This window comes from Ruegeria sp. CDSB022, from assembly GCF_059611145.1.
The window spans coordinates 53,187-78,461 of sequence record NZ_JBXWOZ010000008.1 but is presented as its reverse complement, the minus strand read 5'-3'; the positions used below and the strand labels follow the sequence as shown (position 1 = coordinate 78,461).

Below are 25,275 nucleotides of genomic sequence, written 5' to 3'. Positions count from 1 at the left end.
ACGCCCCGAAAGGCTTAAAAAAGGTAAAAGAATATGGCAGATAAATCGAACTTCGACATATTGTATACCATTGTAGACGAAGCGCCCGAGCTGGCCAGCGCCTCATTCCTGCCCATCATTCGAAAGTTTGCATCCGCCGCCGGTGTCAGCGTCGGAACCAAGGATATTTCACTTGCTGGGCGGATTATTTCGACCTTCCCCGAAAAGCTGACAGATGCACAGCGCATCACCGATGATCTGGCCGCATTGGGTGAGTTGGTGAAGACACCCGATGCCAATGTGATCAAGCTGCCCAACATCTCGGCCTCGGTACCGCAGCTGGTGGCCGCCGTCGAAGAGCTGCAAGCACAGGGTTATGACATCCCGAGCTATCCCGAAGAACCTGCGACTGACGAAGAAAAAGCGATCCGCGCGCGGTATGATGCCATCAAGGGTTCGGCTGTGAACCCGGTTCTGCGCGAAGGTAACAGCGACCGTCGCGCCGCGCGCGCCGTCAAGAATTATGCCCAGAAGAACCCGCATTCGATGGGTACATGGGCCGCTGACAGCAAGACTAAAGTCTCGTCCATGTCCGGCAATGATTTCTACGCGAACGAGAAATCGGCCACCATCACTGCGGCGCAAGCCGGTGACGCCAAAATCGAATTTGTCGGACAAGACGGCAGTAATACGGTTCTGAAAGACGGCTGGCCGCTGGCCGAGGGCACCGTTGCCGATGCGACCTTCATGTCCGTCAATGCGCTGTCGTCTTTCCTGGCCGAGGCCATCGAAGACACCAAAAAAGACGGCACCATGTTCTCGCTTCACCTGAAGGCCACAATGATGAAGGTCAGCGACCCGATCATCTTCGGCTATGCGGTCAAGGCGTGGCTTGCCCCGGTATTCGAGGCATATGGCGCGGAATTGGATGCGCTGGGTGTGAACCCGAACTCGGGTCTGGGCGATCTGCTGGAGCGGGTTGCAGGCAACGCCGATATCATGGCAGCCATTGACGCGATCAAGGGCGACCGCCCGTCCATGTATATGGTTGACAGCGACAAGGGTATCACCAACCTGCACGTGCCGTCTGATGTGATCATCGACGCCTCGATGCCTGCCGTGATCCGTGCTGGTGGCAAGGGTTGGGACGAAACCGGGTCCAAAGGTGACACCAACTGTGTGATCCCCGACCGCTGCTATGCGTCTATTTATGATGAATCCGTCAAATTCTTCAAAGCCAATGGCGCGCTGAACCCAGCCACCGTCGGAGCTGTGGCCAATGTGGGTCTGATGGCACAGAAAGCCGAAGAATACGGCAGCCACCCGACAACATTCCAGGCGCCTGCGAATGGGACCATTCGCATCGTGCTGGCCAATGGTGAGACGTTGCACGAGCATGCGGTTGAAAAGGGCGACATCTGGCGTGCCTGCACTGTGAAGAAGGCTCCGATCGAGAATTGGATTCAACTGGCGATGGACCGTCAGCGTCTGACCGGATCCGAGACGATCTTCTGGCTGGACGCAAACCGTGCCCATGATGCCGAACTGATCAAATCCGTCCAACCCGCACTGGAAGCTGCTGGCGTGGCGGACAAGTTCCAAATCCTGGCACCGCGTGAGGCGACCCGCCAGTCGTTGGAGACCATCACCGCCGGTAACGACAGCATCGCCATCACCGGCAACGTGCTGCGTGACTATCTGACCGACCTGTTCCCGATCCTTGAGTTGGGCACATCGGCCAAGATGCTGTCGATCGTCAAGCTGATGCAGGGCGGCGGATTGTTCGAAACCGGCGCGGGTGGCTCTGCCCCGAAACACGTGCAGCAGTTGGTTGAGGAAAACCACCTGCGCTGGGACTCGATGGGTGAGTTCTGCGCGCTTGGCGAGTCTTTGAATTTCCTAGCCGACAGCAAAGGCAACGCCAAAGCCGGAGTTCTTGGCGCCGCTGCCGAGGCCGCAACGCAGGGCATTCTGGACAACAACAAGTCGCCCAGCCGCAAAGTCGGGCAGCCGGATAACCGCGACAGCCACTATTGGTTCGCGCGCTATTGGGCCGAGGCGCTGGCCGCGCAATCCGATGATGCTGATCTGGCCGCCGAGTTCGCGCCGATTGCTGCAGAGTTGGCCGCGAAAGAACAGCAAATCCTATCCGAACTGGCCAACGCGCAAGGGGCAGCGGCAGATCTGGGTGGTTACTATCACACCAACCCGACCAAGACTGCAGCAGTCATGCGCCCGAGCGCGACACTCAATGGTATCATTGACGGGTAATCCAGGTGCCCTGTCCTGATTTGGGCAGGGTTCTGAACCTGACGTAAAAACTAAAAAGGGACCGACCCCCAAAGTCAGTCCCTTTTTGAGCGAGTGGGGAGGCCGAAGCCTCTCCGGTGTAGTTGCGTTAACTGTAACAAAACCCTGCTGGCTGGATATTAGGGGTTTCCCGTATATTCATCCGTCTGCTGTGCCGCTGACGATACACCCGCCAAAATCATTGTCCTCCGGCGACGGAAAGGACTATGTCGCCGTACTGAATTCGGGAACAATAGGCCGTACAAGGACGGATTATGCGCGCAATGTGATAGCGCCGTGCGCCCACTAGGCGTTGAAAGAGCGGGTGATTTGCTTTTCGGCATAACGGTGGTAAAAAAATCTGGTTTTTGTTTTGTATTCGAGTGTTGTGTGCTGTGTGTATTTATCCTGTTGTTTTTGAGCGTTTTTCATATTCCAGAGGGTCAGGCGATGCGTCTGCTTCCTGCGCTTTTCAGGCCGCCGCAGAAAAGCTTGCCGATGATACGCAAATCGGTTCAACTGAATTCGCCCGGTTTCGCCGTTAATGACGGCAAATGTCGATATCGGTCGAAAGGGACCAGATGGAATGACTGAAAAAACCCGCAGTTCGCGTTTCGGGTCAATCCTATGTTTGGTCGCCGCTCTCTATTTCTTTGCGGTCGTCGCATACGCGCTGATGAATTCAGCGGAATTTGCCAATGGAACCGCGCGGCTGATCCGGTACATTCTGGCCCCGGGCGCGATTGGGCTGGTGCTGGCCTTATGCGCGGTCTTTTTATCAGACGAAGGCAGGCTGACAGTTGGCGTGAGCGCTGTTTCCCTGTTGGCGGCTCTGTTCGCATTCGAGGCCTATCTGACAATCAAGATAATCCCCGGGCGTCTGGGGCTGGTCGGGTTTGTCGGCGATGACGTAAGCGTCGAAGAATACAAGGAAAACCTGCCGCCCGGCAGGACGATGAAACATGTGAACGATGAGTTGGATACTCAGCTGCTGGAATCTGCGTATCTGGCACCGATGCCGGGTGACAAGATGCTGCTGTGCTCGGTGCTGGGCGAGCCGGTGACCTACACGCCTGATCGTCTGGGGTTCCGTAACCCCCCTTCGGTCTTTGAAAACGATGTGAATGTGATGCTGCTGGGCGACTCGTTTTCCGAAGGCTTTTGCCTGAGAGAAGGTGAGCATCTGGCGGATAAGCTGCGTCAGGACATTCCAAGCCTGCTTAACACCGGTCACAGGGGCATTGGCCCGCTGTATCAGCTGGCGGTTTTGGGTCGGTACGGACCAGAGTTTCAGCCCGATCTTACGATCTTTTCATTCTTTGCGGGCAATGACTGGCGCAATCTGGAACGAGAGCTTGAGAAGCCGTGGCTGCGCGAAGCACTCGACCCGGCTGTAGATTTTGGCCCGATCGAGCATCCGGATCAGTCGGAATTAACCGCTCCGGTGATATCCGTATGGTGGGCAGAGACCACTTTATCCTGGGGCGACTACCTGCGGGCGCAACGGGTGTTCAGGAACTTTCTGGCATTGCAGAAAACGGCCGAGATTCTTGGGATTCACTATCCCAAAGCGACCGATGAGAACCCGGTATTTGCGGATGTTCTGATCCGGGCAAAGCAGATAACATCACAATGGGATGGTGAGATCGTCATCGTGTATGTGCCGACGGTCAGCCGCTATATGGGTCTGGTCGCCCAGCCCTTTATCCACGACCCGCTGCGAGTATTGGTGAAAGATGCGGCTGCGCAGGCCGGGCTGGACGTGATAGACTTAACGGATGTTATCGAAATGCAAGAGGATCCGGCATCGTATTATGCGCCGGATTCTCATTTCAACAAAGCAGGCGCAGAACTGGCCGCTCGGGCAATTACAGAGGGGCTGCGTCAACGCAATTTGATAGAACAGTAACGAATTGGTGTGTTTTGCCAGGACCGCGCAACAAGCGCGGTAAAGAGGTGTGAAATGAAGATTTTGTCATTCAAGTCGGGGCATGACGGTACGGTTGCGGGTATTGATGCCCAAAACGGTAACCTGCTGTTTTCCTATGAATCCGAGAAAGACAGTTTTCCCCGCAATACGTCAGTCACACCGGATACATTTATCGACTCTGGCCTGTGGTTCCGGGACTTGCCTGATATCCTGGCCCTTAGCGGCTGGTCAACGACCGGAACACAACATGTGACGACCTCGGGGGCAGGGTATTTCGGCATTGGCGAAGATGCTCAGACCGTGGGGAAACGAACGTTTTTTGGCAAAGAGATCGACTATTTCTCATCGACCCATGAAAGGGCACATATCTGGGGCGCTTATGGGATGTCTCCGTTTCGTCAGGGTGAACCTTGTTATGTGTTGGTTTGGGAAGACACGCTTGGCGATTTCTACAAGATTGATGAAGATCTAAAGCTGTCTCATGTCGGTCGGGTGATGACCGGGCCCGGTGCCCGATATTCGTTCCTGAGCGCACTGGTTGATCCCGATTATCCCGTGCTTTCGCGTGAACAACGGCGTGAGGACCCCGGGAGGATGATGGCGGCATGTGCCTATGCAGAGCCCGGTTCACATGACGTGGATGAACATGCGCTGATAGATTATCTTTTGTCAGATCAGCCATTGGCCGAAATTCTGCGCAAGGATCGGTTGACCGATTCCCCGTTTTTCAATGTCGGAATGCACAGCCAGCAGTTCAGTAATCTTGCACAGAAACTCTCGGATGCGATTTTTTTACGGTTCCTTGCCTTTGCCGAACAGAACCTGACAGAGGGCTATCCGCTGGTGATTGCCGGCGGATGTGGATTGAACTGCGATTGGAACACCAAGTGGCAGAATTGCGGCTTGTTCCGAGATGTATTTGTACCACCTTGCAGCAGTGATTCCGGCTGCGCCATAGGAACTGCGGTTGATGCCATGCGCCACTATACGGGCCAGGCAAAGCTGGATTGGACGGTTTATTCCGGACAGTCCTTTGTGGATGATAAAATCGACAGTAGCGGCATGCGGGTCAGCGAGCTGCGTCTGAACGATGTCGCGGATGCGTTGATGTGCGGTGAGCTCATCGGTTGGGCCAGAGGGAACTGTGAAATCGGTCCGCGCGCATTGGGCAACCGCTCGATTCTGGCGGCCCCGTTCTGGGCCGAAACCCGCGTGCGCCTGAACAGGGCTAAAAACCGGCCGGATACAAGCCCCGTGGCCCCATCCTGCCTTGAGGAAGATGTCAGCCAGCATTTTGAGTGGGAAAACTCCGCGCCTTATATGTTGCATCTGCAGAAGGTGACCAATCAGAACCTGGCCGCGATCACGCATGTAGACGGGACAGCAAGGGTCCAAACAGTCCGCAGGGATCAGAATGCTTTCTTTTACGACCTGCTGAACGCATTCAAGTCGGCTTCGGGCACGGGTGTATTGTGCAATACGTCACTGAACTTTCGCGGAGCGGGGTTCATAAACAAAACCAGTGATCTGCATCACTATGCAAGATCGGCAAAGCTGGACGGCTTTGTCGCAGGAAACACCTTTTACAGGTTTAACTAGTCGAACTGGTACTTACGGTGCCGCCGCAGTTTTGGAGGGTAAGAACTTTGCGCATGAATCAGGTCTGCAAAACGTTGCAGAATGCAGTGATATTGCCTCTGCAACGGCAGGGAATCCGGCCTATTGTTCCCCATGTGGAAACATTGCGCGTAAAACGACCAGTAAACTCGAAAAAATAGCCAGGCTGCCCAATCAAGTAGGATAAGAATTCGTTCGAACACGGGCGCAGCATCTAAGATTTGAATTTCAGGCGACGGCGATATTGGTCGCTACAAGGGACGATAGAGAATGGATCAAAACCATATCGCAAACCAATTTGGCCAGCAGCGTCTGGATGGCATATGGCGGATGATTTACCGTCATCTGAAGTTGATCCTCGGAGTGACCGCAGCTGTGATCGTCGGCACGTTCATGGTCGTCAATCAACTGGACCCAAGATACAAATCCCGCGCCGAAATCGTTCTCACATCTCTGGATATGCGCGTCCGCGCCGACAGTGTCGAACTTGAATCCTATGAACTGACCCGCACCCTAATTGAAACCGAGATCGACATCCTGCGGTCACGGGAGTTTGCGGCAGAGGTCGCCCTGGCGCTGGACCTGTTCGAGAATGAGGCTTTTGCCGGGGCACAAAATCCCGCAAACCCGCAATCCACATCCGTTATCCGCAATCGTGTAATCGACAATACACTGTCGACATATAACGTACTTCGGCAAGGAGAGAGCCTTGCGATTGAGATCATCTCAACAGCCGAAGACCCGCAGCTGGCAGCCGATATTGCCAATACTGTTGCAGAAACCTTTATCCTTCGCCTGCAGCAGCGGCGGCAGCAAGGTCTTTCATCTTCCATTTCTTTTCTTAAGGACCGCGTAAATGAACTGGGTGACGAACTGACCCGTGACGAACTTCAGATGGCGGCCTTTATTCTTGAAGAAAATCTGGCGGATGAATCCGTGCCGGGTAGGCTTCGGTCGGAACTTGCGCGGCTGAACTCGCAAAAAGATGTGCATGAGATCAACGGAGCCAGCAGCGAAGAGGTCAACAAAATTGCTGACCAGATTGCCGTTGTTGAACAGGCATTACGCAGCCGGACCGGTTCGGAAATAGCATTGCTGCGGATGGAACGCGCGCTAGAGCTTCTTCGGATCCGGTATCAGACGACGATTGAAAAACTGAATGATTTCGAAACCCAGCAACAGTTTCTTGGCCAGGCGGTTCAGCAGGTTTCGGTTGCTCATGCGCCGACTTCGGCATTCTGGCCGAATACCAAAGTCGCCGTCGCAGTCAGCGCAATTGTCGGGTTCTCTCTGGCATTTGTGATCGCCCTGTTGATGGAAGGCAGCAACACGCGGATCGTCAACGAAACCCAGATTGAACAGCAAACCGATCTGACCAATCTGGGTTTCCTGCCGGATACGGTGATGGATTCGGACACGGATGGTCAGCAGGAGTTGTTGCGCTTTATCCGTGATCAGGGCCGCTCGCCTTATGTAGAGGCGCTGCGCAGTGTTTTGACGATGTGGTTTAACACAAATGATGACGGCAGCATCGTCATGGTTACCTCTGGTGTTCCTGGAGAAGGCAAGACCGTGGTTGCGGTTTCGCTGGCCCTAGTGGCGGGTACAGATGGGATGCGCGTTCTATTGTTGGATATGGATAACCACCGTTGCCGTGCCTCAAAAACACTGGGTCTTAACGGGGCGGCCCCGGTCGAAATCGAGGACGCGCTGAGCGGTGCCGTGCAACCCAGCCAGATTTATGTCGATGGCGAACGGGTACCGGGGGTTTCGTCGATCAGTCTGAACCTGCGTCCAAAAATATCCCGCAAACAGTTGATGCAGCAACTTGGCGAATACGGGCGCATGTTGCGCAATCAGTACGATCTTGTGTTGGTCGATACGCCGCCGACATTGGTCATTGATGACACGATCCGACTTGGGCCGCTTGTCGACGGTACGTTCTTGGTGGTGCGCTGGGGGCAAACCACCGAAAAAATTCTCAAGGATGCAATCGAAAAGCTGCGGATGAGCAATATCAAGATCTCCGGTACGATCATGAATGGTGTGAACATGCGGAAGCAAAGGCAATATGGGTATGGTGCCTATACTTATCATTACTCGGATGAGCCTGGGAAAAGCAGCTGATTACGGTTCGCAGACCCTTGTAGGATTTGTTAGATTGGTGATTGGGTATTGGTTTTTATTTGCGAATATGAGGGCACAGCGCCCGCGACGCTTTTGCGGCGTGGTCCAATGACCGGCAGCCGCCAAGGGGTGGAATTGGCCGGTCGTTTGTGCGGCGGGCGGGTGGGTCAGACATGACCTCTCAGCCCGGCGCAACCTCAATCCCGACTGCTGTGCTTCGGCGTTTACTGCGCAATCTGAAATGGATCTTTTCCTCTCAGATAGCAGTCGCTTTGCTGGGCCTTGTGTTTCTGCCGGTGGCCGCCCGCGCACTTGGGGCCGCAGGCTTGGGGGTAATGGCAATAGGCGAGGCCTATGCGCGGATCGTTTCCCGATTCCTTCATCTTGAGCCCTGGCAGGCGGTGATTAGATATGGAAGCACTGCGCTGGAGGAAGAAGACCGCGAACGATTTCGCCGACTTGTCGGGCTGTCGGTCCTGATTGACGTGGTTGGGGGCGTATTGGCCGCCGGCGCTGCGATCGCATTCGCACCGATCATCGCCGGATGGCTGGGGCTGGATCAGGATCTTGCATGGGTGCTGCCGGTCGCATCGCTGGGAATTCTGGTTTCGCTGAGGCCAACCGGGTTGGCTTTGTTGCGGTCCTTCGACCGGTTCGATCTGTTGGCCAAACTGGATATTTTCGCAGCGTCTGTGCGGATGGTGCTGGGGGTGATTGCCTGGCAACTGGGGTTTGGGCTGCCTGGCTTTGTCGCGATATTTGTTGCTGTCAGCCTTTTAGACGGCGTTCTTGCCTTTGCCGCGGGGCTGCGAGAAATGTCGCGGAATGGCTATGGCCGTCCGATGCTTGGAATAAAGCAAACTCTGGGTGAAAATTCCGGGTTTCTGCGCTTTGTTTGGAACAGCAATCTCTCTGTCATCTTGCGTCAGACCACGCAGCGCCTGGACGTGATCATATTGGGTGTTCTGATTTCACCGACGATGGTGGGATATTACCATATCGCGAAACGGTGCGGTGAAGCTGCACTGCGTCTTGGACGACCGCTAAGCCAGGCGATCTATCCCGAATTCACCCGGTTTGCCGCCCGAAATGAATTCGACCGTTTGCAAAAAATGCTAACGGGTCTCAGCGCCGGGTTCTGGGGGGTAATTGCCCTTGTCCTGATTCCAGTGATCTTGATGCTGGAACCGATCGTTACTGCGATTTTTGGCGTGGATTATGCCCCCGCAGTACCGGTCGTGCGCGTGCAGGCAATCGCGGTAGGTATTTATCTTGGTGGGATACTGCTGAACCCTGCACTGCTGAGTCTGGGGCAAGACCGGGCCTTGGTTCGGATCGGTTTGTTGAACACTATTTTGTTTCTGATCCTCATTGCACCGATGGTTTCTGTTTTGGGCGTGGTCGGTGCCGCTGTGGCGCATGTGCTGTGTAATTCCGTCTGGCTAGGGCTGTGTGTGTTACACTTGCGGCGTACATTGCTGAACCCTGCATTACACGGAAAGGAGCAGGTGCGCCCATGAGACCTGCATCGGCCCAATCAGTTTCCTTTGGCAAGCCGACCAATGGAATCGGCTATTTGCCAAGCGTAGACATGGCAGCTCTCTATTTCCTGATGGCGGCTGTAGCCCTGGCGCCGATGAACTATCTCAGAGTGGATTTCGTCTATTTCACCCTCTCGGATTTCTTCTTTGTGCTGGCTGGGTTTGTCATGCTGGCAGCTGGCCAGCTGCCGGTTAAGATATTCGGGCCCGCAAGCGGGTTCTGGTACAGTTCGTTCCTGTTTTTCACAGGGGGCCTGACCATAGGTTCGTTAATCAACGGAGATCCGACCGAGCTGCTGACCGTGTTTGTTCAGTACTTCTTTTCGTTGATCGTGCTGCCAATCCTGATCGGCAATCGAAGCTTTGATCAGATCGTCCTGCTGATGAAGGCATTTATTATTGGTATGGGCATTGTTGTGCTGTTTGGCATCCATGCAATCAATTTCATGGAAGACCCGACACACCGGTTTGTATCCGCCAATGGTCGGATGCTTTCGCTGGTCGAGCGGGCAAATGAATGCGCGCTTATGCTGGCGATGGCCATCGTTTTCCTGCTTAGCCTGATCCTGCAGAAGCAAAGCAGCCGCATCTGGGGGCTGATCGGGCTGCCAATCCTGTTTTACGGCGTCATCCTGACCGGTTCGAATTCTGGTCTGATCGTGACCATAGTGGGGACTGTCGCCATTATCCTCAGCAGCGGGTCCCCGCGTCATGTTGTGACCCTGATCGTCGGCACGTTGATTGCGGTTTTGGTGGTCCTGAACTTTGGTGAGCTTTTCTTGCCCGAGGTCTTTCGCGAACGAGTTCTGAATGCCGTTCTTGCAGGTGACATTAGCCAGGCGGGCACGTTCTCTGACCGGCTATTCCTGCTGCAAGAGGCCTTCGAGGTATCCCGTGGCACTTTGTTGATCGGGCTGGGTGCAAACCAGTACAGCCTGGCCAGCGAACAGGGAATCGTGGTTCATTCGGCCTATTTGCTGACTCTGTCCGAAGGTGGCTTGATTTCTCTGCTCGGTATGGTCGGCTTTATTTTGGCCAGCATATACTTGGCCTGGATGGCCATTTCTGTCGGCCGCTCGCCATCGGTCGGGGCACTGACCATCGTTGCCATGCTGATGTATGTCGTGCTGCTTGCCGGGGCGACGACCTTTTATGCCCGGTTCTGGAACGTACCCTTTGTCCTTGCCATTGCGCTTAGCGTGTCGCGCCTGCCGGTGTTTGGACCAACGAATACACTTAGGAGAATGTCGTGAAATTATTGCAAAAACTGATGCTTTCTGTGATCGCGGCTTCGGCATGTTTTATCGGTGCGCTTCAGGCCGAGGAATATGTTCTGGCACCGCAGGACAAGATCAATTTGCGTGCGATGCGCTGGGATCCGGTGGGCGCGTCTTTTGTGAACTGGCAAGGCGTTTCCGGTGAATATGCGCTTTCTTCGGGAGGGATGCTGATGGTGCCTCTGGCCGGACAGGTTCATGCTGAAGGGCGAACGACCGAAGAACTGGTACTGCTGCTGGAAACTCAGATGCGCACTCGCGTGGGGATGGCAGAACCGCCTCATCTGGCGATCGAAGTCATCGGCCATCTGCCTGTATACATATTGGGGGATGTCCAGATTCCAGGCTCGTACCCCTATCGGCCACAACTGACCGCGCAACAGGCGATGGCGCTTGCGGGCGGGGAATACCGGTTGCCGTTGCAAAATGACGTAGGAACGAACTTTACCGGATTGCGGGTTCAGGGTGAAGTTCAATTGTACAATGAACAGATTGAAGCTTTGCAAGCCGAACAACGCCGATTGCTGGCTGATCTGTCAACACTGTCTCCGGACGGCGGTGATGCCAAAATTGAACCCCCACAAGGTCTGCAGGGGGAGATTCTGCAAGCGGATCAACAGGCCCGGAAAGGGCAGGGTGAACGGATCATCCAATTGCAGGAGACCCTCAAAGATCAGATTGAAAGTCTCGAACGGCAGCTGGCATTGCGGGCGAATCAGATCGCGATCACGCGTAAGGATCTAGATGATGCTCTGGAACTACAGAAAAAGGGCCTCACGGTCAGTTCGCGCGTGTCATCTCTGTCCAACTCGCTGAACGATCAGGAAAGCAAAAGCGTAGATATCGAGATTGCTCTGGGCTTGGCCCGGCAACAGTTGAACCGCGCGCAACGCGATGAGTTGGAGTTGCTCGATACCGCGCGGTCAAATACGCTTGTCAGGTTGAATGCCTTGCAATTTGAACTGGAGGACCTGCAGACTCGGCTGGGTACCGCGAAAATCCTGCAGGCCGAGTTGGCGGCGCTTGGCGTTGTTGAAGAGGTTGATGCGTTTGAAGAGATCGTGATCGAATACTCGGTCACCCACGCGGCCGGAGGAGCCGCAACGGCGATTTCGGGTGATACTGTCTTGTCCCCCGGGGATACGCTTTCGGTTTCTCGAACCTTCGTCACGCAAACACAATAGATTTCAGTTCAATGATTTATGGTTCAGCGCGCGGTTCTGATGTCCGGCGCTGAGCCAAAAAGGCGGCAGGCCAGAATGAAAAAGATACGCGTTTTATTTCCCTTTGCAGGTTGGGCAGATTTGGGCGGCAGTCATGTTTCCGCGCTCAAACTTGCGTCCTGTCTGGACCGGGATCAGTTTGAACCATTTGTCCTTTGCCACAACGAAGCCGGGTCGGTCGGGCAGTATGCTCAATCGCTGGGTCTGAATGTCGAAGTATTGCAGGGCCCCAGGCTTATGGGCCCTCCAAACAACAAAACGGATGCAGATGTTGGCTTTCCGGAATACTGGACCCGGACCTACGGCCAGCTCGTCCGGTTTTTGCGGGACAAAAAGCCAGATATCGTCCACACAAATGAGGGCCGATTGCATGTGAATTGGGTGTTTCCGGCCAGACGGTTGGGGATCAAGCATATCTGGCACCACAGGCAGGATCCGAGCGCGGTAGGCGTTAACTATGTCGCGCCGGTGTTTTCGAACCGTATCCTAAGCGTGTCGTATTTTTCGAAACCCTCGCGTCCGATACGCTCGGTTGACAAAAAGTTTCAAGTCATTCGCAGCCCCTTCGACCTGAGCATTCAGCGCCCGGATCCAGACGCGGCGCGTCGGATGATCCTGAACGAAATCGGTGCGCCGGAAAATGCAGTTCTTCTGGGATATTTTGGCCATCTGGAACCGCGAAAACGGCCGGTTCATTTTGTCCAAAGCCTTGTGGCCATTCAGAAACAGTTTGGGGACAGGCCGGTACATGGCCTGCTGTTTGGCAAAGTACTCAATCCCGATGACGGGTTGGACTCAGGCTCCATGGACGTGGCCCGAGAACATGGGTTGAGCGCGCAGATTCATTTGATGGGTTTTCGGCAGGATGTTGAAAAGTGCATGGTCGCCATGGATGCCACCCTTGTGCCGGCCTTGAACGAGCCATTTGGACGCACTTTGATCGAGGCAATGCACCTTGGACTGCCTGTTGTGGCCACACGGCACGGCGGCAATATTGAGGCAATCGATCATGGCAAAACCGGTTTTCTGGTAGATCCGCAGGACCCCGAGGCCTTTGTTGAGCCGGTCGTCTCTCTGATTGAGGACCCGAGCCTGAGACAGCAGGTAACACAGGCGGCTTACCAATATGTGCAGGATAATTTTGGGTTGGATAAACACGTGGCCGAAGTGTCCGACGTGTACCGGGAATTGGTATCGTGATCCCGATGCGAATTGTAGGGTTTAGAGGGTAAAATGGGTTTGGCGAACGAGCGAAAAATAGATTTCCTGATTTTTGGTGCTGCAAAATGTGCGACCACCTGGTTGCAGAATTCTTTGACCGCGACACCGCAGATTTTCATGCCGGACCCCGAGCTGCACTATTTCTCGGATCATTATGACCGGGGGGCGGCCTGGTATCGCGATCAATACGAAGGATATTCGGGCCAGAGTATCGTGGGTGAAAAGTGCAATACCTACCTGACACATCCAGAGGCCGCCAAAAGGATCGCCCAGGATCATCCTGATGTAAGGTTGATCCTGCAGATGCGCGATCCGGTTCGCAGGGCTTATTCCGATTACTGTATGCTGTATCGCCGGGGCACTGTCGGGGACGACATTCATCGGTATCTGGACCCCGACAAAGCCGGTGATGAAAGGTTCTTGCACAACGGCAGATATGGCTATCACCTGCGCCGCTTTTACGATCTGTTTCCGACCGATCAGATTTTGTTACTGGCCTATGAAAATACCGTCTCGCAACCGGTGGAAACCTTGCGCCGTGTTGCCGATCACATCGGTTATTCCGGCGTCGTGGAGCCGCCACTAGAAGAGCGGGTCAAAAACAAAAATACGCCAATCGTGCCCTTGCCTCTGAGGCGGGTTCTGGCGCCGCTTCGACCGTTGCTTGACCCGATCCGGCATACGGGGCCGTTAAAGGCCATTCGCAGAGCGGTGGCGCGGCAGGTGGAATACCCTGAATTGCCCGATGCTTTGGCGCAGAAAATGGCCGATTTCTACAGGCCAGACGTTGCCGAGCTTGATGCGATTGATCCGGGTCTCAGCCGCGGGTGGCGCAGTTTCTCGAATTAGACGTCAGCTTAGAATGGATGTGGATCAGTCGGTGGCAGTCGAGGGCAGCGTGGTATCGCTGTCGATCAGCCCCATTTTCCGTAGCAGGATCGTGTTGATCCGCGCGACGTCAAACTCTTGCTCGGCACGCGCCCGCGCGGCCTGACCCATGGATTCGATTAGGCTCCGGTCTTCAACGAATTTTCTCATCGCATCCGCCAGCCCCTCTGGATTGCGTTTGGGGACGATAAACCCGTTTTCCCCGTCGCTGACCGCATCGGCGCATCCCGGGGCATCGGTCGTAATGACGGCGCGCCCTGTCGACATCGCCTCAAGAATGGCGCGGGGGATGCCCTCACGATAGACGGTGGGCAATACGAAGACCGAACATTCCTTGAGAAATGGCCGAACATCCTTGGTTTCGCCTAGATACTCGATATGCCCCTGCTGGCCCCATTCTTCGAGCTGCTGTGCGTTTACCGAGTCCGGGTTGTCGTCCAGCGGGCCCAAAAGCTGACAGCGCACATCAGGGAATTGTTCCCTAAGCTGCCGGGCGGCCTCGGCATATTCGAACACGCCCTTGTCACGCAGCAAACGTGCGATCATCAGGAACACGGGTGGATCCGTAGGCTGATGGGATTTTGCGTATCTGGCGAGATTGACACCGGAACCGGGCACAATCGACAGCGCGGCCTGAGGTGCCAGCAAACGTCTGCTGCGAAACTCCTCGGCGTCGACCGAGTTGTAAACCAGAACTTCGTCGGCACCTTTCAATCCGATGCGGTAAAGGCCTGTCGCCACCGCTCTCAGCACTTTTCGGCGCAGGGTCAGTTCGGCATCCGCAAATACATAACCTAACCCGGTACACATCGCGAACCGCCGTCGAACGCCGGTCAACCGCGCCGCAAGGCCGCTGAAGATGATCGGCTTCATCGTATAGGCAAAGACGATATCGGGCCGTATTTCCCGGCAGATCCCGATCAGCGTGAACAGGGTGGACATATCCTGAAATGGATTTAACCCCGCGCGCGCCATGGGGATTTGCCGAAATGTCACGCCGATCTCGGCAAGGGCTGCTTCGGTCGCCGCATCGTTTTCTGGTGCGCAAGCAAGTACGTCTGCGCGTTCAGCAAGCTCTTTCAGCAGGTCATAACGAAAATTGGTCAAAGAGGTCGTAAGATTGCCGACAAACAGAACTTTTGGACGTCCGCCAGTTGTCGAACCTCGTTCGGCAGGTACGGCTTGGGCACCGGAAGCGGTGTCGGGAAAATCACTCATCAAAGAAACATTTCAAACTTTAAAAACCAAGGTTGAGGCGATGCTGATCCATGTCGCCGAAGCTGTCAACGGCGCTGTCACCAAAGCCGATTGTTGCCTATTTTTCACCTCTGACTGTCTGTGGCCTGATTGTTGAAAAATCACGCTGTTAAGTGACCTGGAACCTTGCATAAGCAATCGATTCAGGTCAGGTTTCGCCTGCCGCGGCACAAAAAGATATTTCCGAACCTGCGGAGTTTGTTTCCAATTCAGGCGCTGAGCGCCAAAAATTTGTTAATTGTTGAGCTTGCCTGACCTCCTCGGATGGTTTGGCGCGAGGTAAAGAAATGATCCGGAAATCCTGCTGTCTAAATTTGAGCAATTATAGGCTTGGCCCATCTTCCATCGGCTATCCTCTGGCCGCTTATCTGAAGGGAAACAGCTGATGCCCAAATGGCCATTCTTCGAAGAAGATGAAATTGATGCTGTCAGCGCAGTGCTAAGATCCGGTTGCGTGAATGCCTGGACCGGCCCCGATGTCAAAGAGTTCGAACGTGAATACAGCGCCTATACCGGCGCGCAGCATGCGATCGCCATGGCAAATGGCACGGTCACTCTGGACGCCGCGCTGCTGGCGTTGAACATCCGACCCGGAGACGAGGTTATCGTCACACCGCGTAGCTTTATCGCGTCTGCCAGTTCGATCCTTCTGGCCGGTGGCAAGCCGGTATTTGCAGATGTGGATCGTGACAGCCAGAACATCACCGCAGAAACGATTGCACCGGTTCTGACCGACAGAACCGTGGGGATTATCGCGGTCCATCTGGCCGGGTGGCCATCGGATATGGCGGGTCTCATGGATCTGGCGCGCAGCCGCGACCTTTGGGTGATCGAGGACTGTGCGCAGGCGCATGGTGCCATGATCGGTGACCAGCACGTGGGAACCTTTGGCACCTGCGGCTCGTATTCTTTCTGTCAGGATAAAATCATCACAACCGGCGGCGAAGGCGGAATGCTGATCACCAATGATGATGAGCTGTGGTCCAAGGTCTGGAGCTATAAGGATCACGGTAAAAGCTATGAACACGTGTTTAACAAGAGCCACCCTCCGGGGTTTCGCTGGCTACATAGTGGCCAGCCGGGTACCAATCTGCGGATGACCGGGCTTTCGGCCGCCATCGGGCGCATTCAGCTGGCGAAACTGGACGGGTGGCGCGCCCATAGAACCAGAAATGCCGAGATTTTGGCGGAAGCTCTATCCGGATGCGCTGCGTTTCGGGTACCTGTTCCACCTGCCGGGCTGACACACGCGTATTACCGGTTTTATGCGTTCATAAGACCTGAGAATCTGGCCTCGGGTTGGAGCAGGGATCGCATCATAGCTGAGATTTTTGAGGCGGGTTTCCCCGTGTTCTCGGGCAGTTGTTCTGAAATATATAGAGAAGAGATGTTCGCACGCCTTGGTGTTGGCCCGGTTGATCCCTTGCCGGTGGCGAAAGAGCTTGGTGAAACCAGCCTTGCTTTTCTGGTTGATCCGACCTGGTCGCATCAAGACATCGTCGGTCTGGCCGAATTTGTACGCGAAATCGGAGATCGGGCGCGTGCATAGGCAGTTCACACCGCCGCATCCGGGGGCGTGTCTGAAGGTTCCGACCCGGCATCTGCCGCCGGATCAGGTTAGTGAGTTTCGGGTGTTGAACGGATGATCATGCATGTCATCACCGATTTTTCCGGTCAGGGCGGGGCCCAGGCGATGCTGGCGCGGCTGGTTGCCATTTCCGGGGATCGGGTATTGGTGGTGTCGCTGACGGAGGTTTCGGACAGGATCAAAAGCCAATGTGCAAATCCAAACGCCGTTCTGATCGGATTGAATGCCAGATCACTGTCGTCCATGCCCCGCGCGATATTGCAGATATCGCGTCTTATCCGTCAGTATAAACCGCAGGCGGTTCTGTGCTGGATGTACCATGCGATGGTCATCGGGCTGATTGCCAGCTGGATATCAGATCGAAAGGTGCCAATTTACTGGACGGTGAGGCAGGCTTTGGACGATACCAGCTCATTCACGCGCAGCACACGGATTGCGGTGGACCTGTGTCGGCGTTTGTCGGGCAGGTGCGCGGGGATCATTTATAATTCGCAACGCGCATTGGATCAGCACACGAAGAACGGGTTTGCTGCTGCGCGGTCTTGCGTCATTCCGAACGGTCTGATCATGCCTCAAGCCTCTGTGGTGCGGAGCGACCCGCCCAGGGTTTTCGGGATTGCGGCGCGGTTTCATCCACAGAAGGATCACGAAACCCTTTTCCAGGCTCTGTCCCTGGCGCTGCGGTCAGTCCCCGATCTGCGCATCATCGCGGCCGGAGAGAATATGTCGCCTGAAAACTCCGAAGTACAATCATTGCTGGCGCGCTATAACCTGACTGCCGACAATGTAGAGCTGTGCGGCGACCTGCATGATATGGCTGCATTCTACAAACGGATTGATGCGCTGGTGCTTTCATCCCGAACCGAAGGGTTTCCGAATGTCATTGTCGAAGCGATGAGCTATGGCCACCCCGTTGTGTCGACGGATGTGGGTGATGCAGTGGTGATCATTCGCAACTGCGGATTGATCGTACCGCCCCGCAACGCGGAATTGCTGGCAGACGCTTTGGTCCATGCCGCAAATTGGTCGGCCCCAGAGTATCTGGAAAAAAGAGAAAAAGCCCGGGCGATTGTGGCCAGTACCTACCAGCTTTACCGCGTTGCCGCGCAGTATCGGAACATTTTGGAGAGCGGCAGTCTTGATCCCGATAAGATTGCCTCTCAGCCAGAACAGAAGGGGATCTGAGCGATGTGTGGCATTACCGGATTTATCAACTTTGGCACCGTTGATCGGTCTCAGGCCTCATCCGTCCTTGGCAGGATGTGTCAATCGATTGAACACCGTGGCCCGGATGGAACCGGGTTGTTTGTGGACCCGGATCAGGGTGTGGCCCTGGGGCATCTGCGTCTGGCCATTATTGATCTGTCGGAAACCGGGGTCCAGCCGATGGATTCCGCAGACGGTCGGTTCACCATTGTGTTCAATGGTGAGATCTATGGCTATCTGGAACTGCGTCAGGAATTGCAGGATCTGGGCATAAGCTTCAGGGGCACGTCCGATACCGAAGTTTTGCTGGCGGCGATGCAGCTTTGGGGTATCCGCAAGACACTGGACCGCGTCCACGGGATGTTTGCCATTGCCGTGTTTGACCGGAAAACCCAGAGCGTGACATTGGCGCGCGACCGGATTGGCAAAAAACCTCTCTATCTGGGCCTGGCCGGGAAAACCGTTCTGTTTGGGTCCGAATTGAAGTCACTGCGCGCGCATCCGGAATTTGGACCGGCAGAGGTGGACCGCGCAGCCTTGGGATCGTTTCTTCGGTTGGGATATATTCCTGCCCCGCGCACGATTTACCCAAATGTCCTGAAACTGCCTGCGGGCTCTATGGTCGAGATCAAACTTGACACCCCACCGGCCTCGTTGGATGCGCTTCTGCAAGGGATCGAGCGGTTTTGGGATATCGAGGCCGTAGTCACCGAGGCGCGCGCAAACCCCTATCCTGACGATGAAACGGCCATAGCTGAAATCGAATCCGAACTGCTGCGCGCGGTGGGCGAACGGATGGTTGCGGATGTGCCGGTTGGGACATTTCTGTCCGGAGGCGTCGACTCGTCGCTGATAACTGCAATGATGCAAGAGCAATCCAGCAGGAAGGTTCCCAGCTTTACCGTACGCTTTGAGGACGAAGACACCAACGAAGCCGACCATGCAAAAGCCATCGCCGAGTATCTTGGGACGGATTACCACGAGGTGACGGCGACGCCGGAAATGGCGTTTCAAGCCATCGAAGGCTTGCCGCAGGTGTTTGACGAACCTTTCGCCGACCCGTCGCAACTACCAACCCTGCTGGTTTCGCAACTGGCGCGCCAGCAGCTTAAGGTCGTCATGTCCGGCGACGGCGGTGACGAGTCGTTTGGTGGCTATGCCCGATATGTTCGGATGCAGGCCTTTGAGCGCCTGAAGGGCAAGATGCCCGACCTGGCAATTCAAGCCCTGTCGCAGGCGCCGCAATCGGTTCTTGCCGCTCTGGTGCCAGTCCTAAAGCCATTCGCCCCGCGCAGCATGCGCGATGATCTGAGCGCCGACCGTCTGGCCAAGCTTGCGCCGGTTCTGCAGGGACGAGAGTTCCAGTGCCGCTATCAGGCCCAGTTTTCGATCTGGTCCTCCGGTATGCTTGGAAAGTCCGGCATCCCGCTGGGCAATGAGATCGGAACGCATGATTTGCCCGCAGGGTTGAGCCAGTTGGACAGCATGATGTTGTTGGATTCGCTATATTATTTGCCGGATGATATTCTGGTGAAGGCCGACCGCACTTCGATGTCGGTGGGCCTTGAGATGCGCGCGCCGTTGTTGGACTACCGCGTTGTCACCGCCGCCTGGCGCTCTTCGTCATCGCTTCGGTGCGACGGGAAGGTTGGCAAGGTGGCGTTGCAGGAGCTTTTGAAAAAGCGGGTTCCGCAATCGCTGTACGACCGGCCAAAGCGCGGGTTCGGTATCCCACTCAACGCTTGGCTGCGCGGGCCCCTAAAGTCCCGTGTTTCCAGCATTCTTCTGGATGGGAACGGGCTTGAGGGTTTCGTGGACAAGGCAGCGCTGGAAAAATGCTGGGCCGAGCACCAATCAGGCAAACGCAACTGGGGTGCTCAGCTGTGGACGGTCTTTATGTTCCAACTATGGTCCGAAGCGTGGATGCGCTGATCGCAGCTTGGCGATTTTGCGATCAGTCAGTCAGATAACCGACCTGACCAAGACAAAGCTCTCAGCCGCGGCCCGGTGAACCGTCGCGCCACGCAAAGTTGCCAACGCTTTCAAGCTCTGAACCGAACGCTCGTGCGGGGGCTGTTTGACCTGGCTTGCAAATAGCTGGAAGGCTTCCAGTTTACGCTCCAATGTATCCGAAATGTCCACAAACATGTTCGGCACGAATGGCGGCGTCAGATATGGCGCGTTCCAATTTGTCTCGGAAAGCGTCTCATAGGCCGCGATCGTCGTCGGGTATTTGTCCTGATAAGGTCGGCTTGCCACCAAAGTCGAAAGGAAACTCAACTGGTGGTCCAGATGGATGTCGCCGGGATGCGGCGCCAGGATGACACTTGGGTCGAGATCGCGGATCAGTGTTCCCAGACCAGCGTTCAGGTCACCATGGGGGTGCTCAGCCAGTTCAGCGGCAGGGAAATCCAACCAATGCGTATGCGTCACACCAAGATGCTCATGTGCGGCCCTGGCTTCGGCCTGTACATTGGCGATCTGTTCCGTGCTGAACCGGGGCGACCGACCCGTTGTGACAATCGCGATATGGACTGCGCGACCTGCATCTGCCAGTCGTGCGATGGTGCCGCCAGCCCCAAGGACTTCATCATCCGGGTGCGGAGCAACCACAAGTACCGGTCCGTCCTGTCCGTCAAAAGGTGTCAGTGATGTCATTCGGAATTCCTGAGCTTTGAGTGCAGTTCGGGCGGCGCATCGGCGCCGGTCCAGTTTGTGATGTCCAGACATTTCCCATCCCCACAGGCGACCGTAAACCGGTTTCCTTCGATGGCCTGTATCTGACCAGGTAGGCCGATATAGTAGCCCTGCAGGGCGGTGTTCTGTACACCCAGCAGGACCAGCTTCTCACCGGAGGCAGTGTAGGTGAAAGCGCCGGGATAGGGCGGTCCGGCTGCGCGTATCAACCGGTTAATCTCTGCCGCGGGTCTGGTCCAGTCGATCAGCCCGTCCTCGGGCCGCCGCCGCGCGCAAAGGCTGATCCCGGTTTCTGGCTGCGGAGCCGCCGGGATATCGCCTTCAGAGATTTGCGTCAGAAGCTGAGGCAGCAGCTGCGTCAGGGCCTGAAGCGCCCGGTCATACAGCTCGCGCGCTGTTACCGTGTCGGGATCGACCGCATATCGAGCTTGCGCCGCAATCGGGCCGTCATCGGCCCCTTCACCCAGCCAGAACAATGACGCGCCTACATCGGTTTCGCCCAATATGACAGTCCAGGGGATCACACCGCGCCCGCGCAGACGGGGCAGGGCGGATGGGTGAAACCCGACGCATCCGATCTTTGCCTGGGCCCGAAATTCCGGCCCGCAAATCTGAGACCACCCGATGACCAGTATCAGATCAGGTTTTACGGCTTGAATGGTTTTGATTGTTCCGGCCGAGTCACTTTTGGCGGTATAGTGGACAGGAATATCATACCGATCTGCAGTGGGTTTGAGATCTGCAAAATCAGAGTGCCGGTGAGACAAGTCCGGCGGTAGTGTCACCACCAAATCCGGTACAAACCCTCGGGCACATATGGCGGATAAGGCGACATGCGATCCTTCGACCGCCCCCACAAATACCGTCTTCATGCAGGTGTCTCCTTTCGGCTGTCCAGCCAGTTGTCTGCGGCCTGAATTCGGTCAGGGCGTTTATGCTCTCCGGCCAAGGCTACCATAATGGTTTCGAACAATATCTTCAGATCAAGCGACAGGGACCGGTGCGCGACATACCATAGATCCAGCTTTAGCTTCTCGTCATTTGAAAGCGCGGTATTGCCGCTGACCTGAGCCCACCCTGTCAGGCCGGGCCGAACCGTGCAGCGCACCTGCCCATTGTCTCCAAACTCTTCAATGGTTTCGGGAAGCAGGGGACGGGGGCCAACAAGGGCCATATCTCCGCGCAAGATGATCACAAGCTGGGGCATCTCATCCAGCCTTACGCGGCGCAGAAGCTTGGTGGTTTTTGTCTGACGTTCCGAATCTGGCAGCAAAGCCCCGCTTTGATCGCGTGTGTCGGACATTGTTCTCAGCTTCCAGATGCGAAAGACGCGCCCGTTGCAGCCTGCCCGCCGTTGGTCAAAAAACAAAGGTCGCCCGACCGAAAACAGCACAATCACACAACCCGCCAGAAAAAAGGGCAGCGCGATCGTGCCCGCGATCAGGCAACACAGTATTTCGAGAAATCTGTTCATATTCAAATCCAAGAACTGTAGCTGAAAACTACGAATATCAAACCAAGAACCAACATCTCTCCGGATTATCCTGCTGGCCGGATCCAAGTTCCGGCGCACTGATCCGAAGTCTGGGCTGAGTTGATCCCAAATCGATTCTCGATTCAAGCGGCAGAGCTGACCGGCACCCTGACTATGCGGAAATTTTTCCAAGCATGCGCCAAGTTCACAAAGCCTTTGTCAGGAAAACCGGCCTGCGACTCATGAGAGGATTGGCCGAAAGGAGTTGTCATCTTTGTTGCGTCTTGGTTCACAATGCTCCGATTGGGGCTTATTGTGGATCGATTAATCAAGATTGAGGCCCGGACAGCGGCCCACGAAGATTTCATCGGATTGAGAAAATGACTGTAATTTTCCCCGTGAGATAAGCATTTCCATTGTTTACGCTAGGTCAATCGGCGCTCAAGTCAGCCGAAACAAGGAGGAAATTCTGCAACCCTCAGCAAAATATCAGTCAAAGAGTACTTCAGGAAACGCTGCATTTCGTTAATGAAGTGTGAAGAAATTACTTTTGAGGGCGCGGAAACGTATGTTAGCGTTGAAGGAGATTGAAGAAATTGCGCTAACCGGCGAACCAGAGGAACAATTTTGTTACTTGCGTGAATTATTATTATTAACGAGTGAAGTGAGTGTGTTCAACTTGGGCGATTGAGACCAGCTCAAGTGAAGGGGGCAAAACAAAGATACAGGTACAAGGCTTTCGGTTGATCATCTGATCGCGGGCCTTTGGTTTATATAGGACAGCTGCAAGCGGTCTGTGAGTGATCAGTTGGGAGCTGTGGCAATGTTTTGATGCTGCAGGATCCTGTTGGGTAACGATGTACGAGTAATTCTCGATCGGAATTGAGCCGGTGATGAGATAAAGGGGTGAGGTAAATGGTTTCGGGTTTTCATTGCTGGCAAACGCAGATTGTTAGTGAGTTGCGTGCCAATCATCGATTAGTCTTTGGAGACATTGTTGCTTCGTCTTTCTCAGCCGTAGTGGCAATAAATCTTGCGAATGGTGGAACGGTAGCGCAACAGATGGCGCCAGCCATGTTCCCGCTGATGCTCTTGTCCAGCCTGATTGGACTGGCGGTTTTCCCGCTTGCGGGCATGTACCGGCGCCACACACGCTCGACGTCATTGCGAGACATTCGTCTGATCCTGCGGGGATCGACAATGTTGGTCCTGTGCCTCATGGCTGCCAGTGCAGTTTTCGAAGTGACCAAGGCTGTACCCTTCGCTGCCTTCATTATTCAGCTTGGCTTGATGATCCTACTGCTCAGTGCCCTGCGTGTAGTTGCCCGTAGCCGTGAGCTGAATCGCCAGAATGCGCGGTTGATGGCCGAACATCAGGACAAGGTTCCGGTGCTTTTGGTTGGTACAGGTGCAAGTTGTGATCTGTTTGTCAGGTCTTTGCGGAATACGCACTCCAAGTATCAGCCGGTGGGCATTATTGACGATGCGCGCAATACCATGGGGCTGTATTTCCACGATGTTCAGATTATCGGATCTCTTCTGGATGCCGATCGCGTGGTCGAGCGGCTTAAAACCTGGGATCATTTGCCCAGACGCTTGTTCCTGACCGAACCGATCACGCATTTTGAAAGTGATGGCATCCGCAAGCTGACCAGCTGGTGTGAATCCAACGGTATCGCTGTCTCACGCGTGCCGGGTCTTGGGGAAGAAGGCCAGGATGCCGCCAATGGTTGTATTATCAACCCGGAAGAAATTCTCGAGCGGCCACAAAAAGCTGTTGAACGCTCGATGTTGCGCGAGATGTTCCGTGGGCGCCGCGTATTGGTGACCGGTGCAGGTGGTTCGATCGGTAGCGAACTGGCACGTCAGATTGCCTCTTTCGATCCGGCGGAACTGGTGATGATCGACCATTGCGAGTTCAACGCCTATTCCATCGACATGGATTTGTCGCAGAACTTTCCAGATGTTCCCCGGCGGATGTATATCGCAAGCATTCGCAATGCGTCGCGTGTGAATGACATCTTTGAACGTCATCGCCCCGAGCTGGTATTCAATGCCGCAGCGCTGAAGCATGTTCCGATGGTTGAGATGAATCCTTGCGAGGGCGTTTTGACCAATGTGATCGGAACCCGTAACGTCGCGGATGCAGCCCGGAACTATGGTGCCATCGCTATGGTGCAGGTTTCCACGGACAAGGCTGTAAACACCACCAATGTGATGGGTGCAACCAAGCGCGTTGCTGAATTCTACGTTCAGGCGCAGGACCGTGTAACCAACGGAACCGAGGAAGAAACCCGGTTCTTCTCGGTACGGTTTGGCAATGTTCTGGGGTCGTCGGGCTCGCTGATCCCGCTGTTTCAACGTCAAATCTCGAACGGTGGTCCGCTGACCGTGACTGATCCCCGGATGGAACGGTACTTCATGACCATCCGTGAGGCCGTGCAACTGACTCTGGTTGCGGCCGCCAGCGGGTTGAAAATGGAAAGCAGCCACGGAGAGATTTTCGTTCTGGATATGGGTCGGCCGGTCAAGATCGTGGATTTGGCCGAACGGATGATCCGCCTTGCCGGGCTAAAGCCTTATGAGGATATCGACATCGAATTCATTGGTATTCGTCCAGGCGAAAAGCTGTTCGAGGAATTGTTTGATGCGTCTGAGAAGCGCCACGAATGCGGCATTCCGGGCGTCGGGTCCGCACGGCCCGAGGGCATTCCTGTCGCCCGCCTGCGCGCCATGATCCGGAAACTGGAACAGGCTGCGGCAGAAGGTGACGAACTGGCAGCCAAGCGCCTGCTGAAAGAGCTCGTGCCTGGGTATGGTGCAAATGGCCTGCGTCCGGTTCCGATCTCGGAATTTTCATCCAAGCCCATTTTCAAAAGCGCTGGCACAAACGCAGCAAATGCGGTCAGTCAGTCTGAAGGAGAAAACCCGGAACTGCTGCCCGCTGGCAGCTGATTTAGC

Annotated in this window: 17 protein-coding genes; 13 read left to right on the top strand and 4 right to left on the bottom strand. The window is 55.2% G+C overall.

The features are described 5' to 3' along the window. Positions 1–33: 33 nt before the first annotated feature. The 9 genes from AC2FIZ_RS13545 (at position 34) to AC2FIZ_RS13505 (ending at position 14,053) form a co-directional block, all read left to right on the top strand. Positions 34–2,250 carry an NADP-dependent isocitrate dehydrogenase gene (locus AC2FIZ_RS13545; protein WP_496791170.1) on the top strand — a complete coding sequence of 739 codons (2,217 nt, stop codon included), beginning with the start codon at positions 34–36 and terminating at the stop codon, positions 2,248–2,250. A 604-nt stretch (positions 2,251–2,854) separates the two neighbouring features. After that, positions 2,855–4,177: an alginate O-acetyltransferase AlgX-related protein gene (locus AC2FIZ_RS13540; RefSeq protein WP_281972955.1), complete on the top strand. Its 1,323-nt coding sequence runs from the start codon at positions 2,855–2,857 to the stop codon at positions 4,175–4,177. Between the two features lie 54 nt (positions 4,178–4,231). Continuing rightward, on the top strand, positions 4,232–5,797 hold the full coding sequence (locus AC2FIZ_RS13535; RefSeq protein WP_281972954.1) for a carbamoyltransferase C-terminal domain-containing protein: 1,566 nt from the start codon (positions 4,232–4,234) through the stop codon (positions 5,795–5,797). A 288-nt stretch (positions 5,798–6,085) separates the two neighbouring features. Next, positions 6,086–7,942: a GumC family protein gene (locus tag AC2FIZ_RS13530; protein WP_281995065.1), complete on the top strand. Its 1,857-nt coding sequence runs from the start codon at positions 6,086–6,088 to the stop codon at positions 7,940–7,942. A 173-nt stretch (positions 7,943–8,115) separates the two neighbouring features. Continuing rightward, on the top strand, positions 8,116–9,462 hold the full coding sequence (locus AC2FIZ_RS13525) for a lipopolysaccharide biosynthesis protein (protein WP_271948781.1): 1,347 nt from the start codon (positions 8,116–8,118) through the stop codon (positions 9,460–9,462). Next, positions 9,459–10,736: an O-antigen ligase family protein gene (locus AC2FIZ_RS13520; RefSeq protein WP_281995066.1), complete on the top strand. Its 1,278-nt coding sequence runs from the start codon at positions 9,459–9,461 to the stop codon at positions 10,734–10,736. Before AC2FIZ_RS13525 ends, AC2FIZ_RS13520 begins: the two co-directional genes overlap by 4 nt. Then, positions 10,733–11,944 carry a polysaccharide biosynthesis/export family protein gene (locus tag AC2FIZ_RS13515; RefSeq protein ID WP_281972951.1) on the top strand — a complete coding sequence of 404 codons (1,212 nt, stop codon included), beginning with the start codon at positions 10,733–10,735 and terminating at the stop codon, positions 11,942–11,944. Before AC2FIZ_RS13520 ends, AC2FIZ_RS13515 begins: the two co-directional genes overlap by 4 nt. Before the next feature lie 75 nt (positions 11,945–12,019). Continuing rightward, the gene (locus AC2FIZ_RS13510; RefSeq protein WP_281995067.1) at positions 12,020–13,183 is read left to right on the top strand and encodes a glycosyltransferase family 4 protein; all 1,164 of its coding nucleotides are present in this window, start codon (positions 12,020–12,022) and stop codon (positions 13,181–13,183) included. A 33-nt stretch (positions 13,184–13,216) separates the two neighbouring features. Next, positions 13,217–14,053 (top strand): sulfotransferase family protein, encoded by an 837-nt coding sequence (locus AC2FIZ_RS13505; RefSeq protein ID WP_281995068.1) that lies wholly within the window; start codon positions 13,217–13,219, stop codon positions 14,051–14,053. A 24-nt stretch (positions 14,054–14,077) separates the two neighbouring features. Here AC2FIZ_RS13505 and AC2FIZ_RS13500 read toward each other — a convergent pair whose 3' ends face one another. Beyond that, positions 14,078–15,310, bottom strand: coding sequence for a glycosyltransferase family 4 protein (locus AC2FIZ_RS13500; RefSeq protein WP_281972948.1), 1,233 nt, complete (start codon positions 15,308–15,310; stop codon positions 14,078–14,080). 424 nt (positions 15,311–15,734) lie between these two features. Here AC2FIZ_RS13500 and AC2FIZ_RS13495 point away from each other — a divergent pair, with 424 nt between their 5' ends. From AC2FIZ_RS13495 to asnB, 3 genes are all read left to right on the top strand, one after another. Then, a complete protein-coding gene (locus AC2FIZ_RS13495) occupies positions 15,735–16,898 on the top strand; it encodes a DegT/DnrJ/EryC1/StrS family aminotransferase (protein ID WP_281995069.1) in 1,164 nt (387 codons plus the stop codon). Between the two features lie 99 nt (positions 16,899–16,997). Beyond that, positions 16,998–18,122 carry a glycosyltransferase gene (locus AC2FIZ_RS13490; RefSeq protein ID WP_281995070.1) on the top strand — a complete coding sequence of 375 codons (1,125 nt, stop codon included), beginning with the start codon at positions 16,998–17,000 and terminating at the stop codon, positions 18,120–18,122. A gap of 3 nt (positions 18,123–18,125) precedes the next feature. Continuing rightward, positions 18,126–20,075: an asparagine synthase (glutamine-hydrolyzing) gene (asnB, locus tag AC2FIZ_RS13485; RefSeq protein WP_282027186.1), complete on the top strand. Its 1,950-nt coding sequence runs from the start codon at positions 18,126–18,128 to the stop codon at positions 20,073–20,075. 30 nt (positions 20,076–20,105) lie between these two features. Here the strand turns inward: asnB and AC2FIZ_RS13480 are convergent, their stop codons facing one another. The 3 genes from AC2FIZ_RS13480 to AC2FIZ_RS13470 are packed head-to-tail and all read right to left on the bottom strand — an operon-like array spanning position 20,106 to position 22,314. After that, on the bottom strand, positions 20,106–20,801 hold the full coding sequence (locus tag AC2FIZ_RS13480; protein WP_281972944.1) for a PIG-L deacetylase family protein: 696 nt from the start codon (positions 20,799–20,801) through the stop codon (positions 20,106–20,108). Beyond that, positions 20,798–21,712: a methionyl-tRNA formyltransferase gene (locus tag AC2FIZ_RS13475; protein WP_282021746.1), complete on the bottom strand. Its 915-nt coding sequence runs from the start codon at positions 21,710–21,712 to the stop codon at positions 20,798–20,800. Before AC2FIZ_RS13475 ends, AC2FIZ_RS13480 begins: the two co-directional genes overlap by 4 nt. Beyond that, positions 21,709–22,314 (bottom strand): sugar transferase, encoded by a 606-nt coding sequence (locus tag AC2FIZ_RS13470; RefSeq protein WP_496791166.1) that lies wholly within the window; start codon positions 22,312–22,314, stop codon positions 21,709–21,711. The genes AC2FIZ_RS13475 and AC2FIZ_RS13470 overlap by 4 nt, the downstream gene beginning before the upstream one ends. 1,062 nt (positions 22,315–23,376) lie before the next feature. Between AC2FIZ_RS13470 and AC2FIZ_RS13465 the strand changes: the two genes are divergently transcribed. Beyond that, entirely contained in the window at positions 23,377–25,269 is a 1,893-nt protein-coding gene (locus tag AC2FIZ_RS13465) for a polysaccharide biosynthesis protein (RefSeq protein WP_282027187.1), read from the top strand. Positions 25,270–25,275: the final 6 nt, after the last annotated feature.

What these genes read in the sequence shown, in the direction of transcription:
- AC2FIZ_RS13545 (WP_496791170.1), top strand. Translation starts at nt 34, where the DNA reads ATGGCAGATAAATCGAACTTCGACATATTGTATACCATTGTAGACGAA.
- AC2FIZ_RS13540 (WP_281972955.1), top strand. Translation starts at nt 2,855, where the DNA reads ATGACTGAAAAAACCCGCAGTTCGCGTTTCGGGTCAATCCTATGTTTG.
- AC2FIZ_RS13535 (WP_281972954.1), top strand. Translation starts at nt 4,232, where the DNA reads ATGAAGATTTTGTCATTCAAGTCGGGGCATGACGGTACGGTTGCGGGT.
- AC2FIZ_RS13530 (WP_281995065.1), top strand. Translation starts at nt 6,086, where the DNA reads ATGGATCAAAACCATATCGCAAACCAATTTGGCCAGCAGCGTCTGGAT.
- AC2FIZ_RS13525 (WP_271948781.1), top strand. Translation starts at nt 8,116, where the DNA reads ATGACCTCTCAGCCCGGCGCAACCTCAATCCCGACTGCTGTGCTTCGG.
- AC2FIZ_RS13520 (WP_281995066.1), top strand. Translation starts at nt 9,459, where the DNA reads ATGAGACCTGCATCGGCCCAATCAGTTTCCTTTGGCAAGCCGACCAAT.
- AC2FIZ_RS13510 (WP_281995067.1), top strand. Translation starts at nt 12,020, where the DNA reads ATGAAAAAGATACGCGTTTTATTTCCCTTTGCAGGTTGGGCAGATTTG.
- AC2FIZ_RS13505 (WP_281995068.1), top strand. Translation starts at nt 13,217, where the DNA reads ATGGGTTTGGCGAACGAGCGAAAAATAGATTTCCTGATTTTTGGTGCT.
- AC2FIZ_RS13500 (WP_281972948.1), bottom strand. Translation starts at nt 15,310, where the DNA reads ATGAGTGATTTTCCCGACACCGCTTCCGGTGCCCAAGCCGTACCTGCC.
- AC2FIZ_RS13495 (WP_281995069.1), top strand. Translation starts at nt 15,735, where the DNA reads ATGCCCAAATGGCCATTCTTCGAAGAAGATGAAATTGATGCTGTCAGC.
- AC2FIZ_RS13490 (WP_281995070.1), top strand. Translation starts at nt 16,998, where the DNA reads ATGCATGTCATCACCGATTTTTCCGGTCAGGGCGGGGCCCAGGCGATG.
- asnB (WP_282027186.1), top strand. Translation starts at nt 18,126, where the DNA reads ATGTGTGGCATTACCGGATTTATCAACTTTGGCACCGTTGATCGGTCT.
- AC2FIZ_RS13480 (WP_281972944.1), bottom strand. Translation starts at nt 20,801, where the DNA reads ATGACATCACTGACACCTTTTGACGGACAGGACGGACCGGTACTTGTG.
- AC2FIZ_RS13475 (WP_282021746.1), bottom strand. Translation starts at nt 21,712, where the DNA reads ATGAAGACGGTATTTGTGGGGGCGGTCGAAGGATCGCATGTCGCCTTA.
- AC2FIZ_RS13470 (WP_496791166.1), bottom strand. Translation starts at nt 22,314, where the DNA reads ATGAACAGATTTCTCGAAATACTGTGTTGCCTGATCGCGGGCACGATC.
- AC2FIZ_RS13465 (WP_282027187.1), top strand. Translation starts at nt 23,377, where the DNA reads ATGGCGCCAGCCATGTTCCCGCTGATGCTCTTGTCCAGCCTGATTGGA.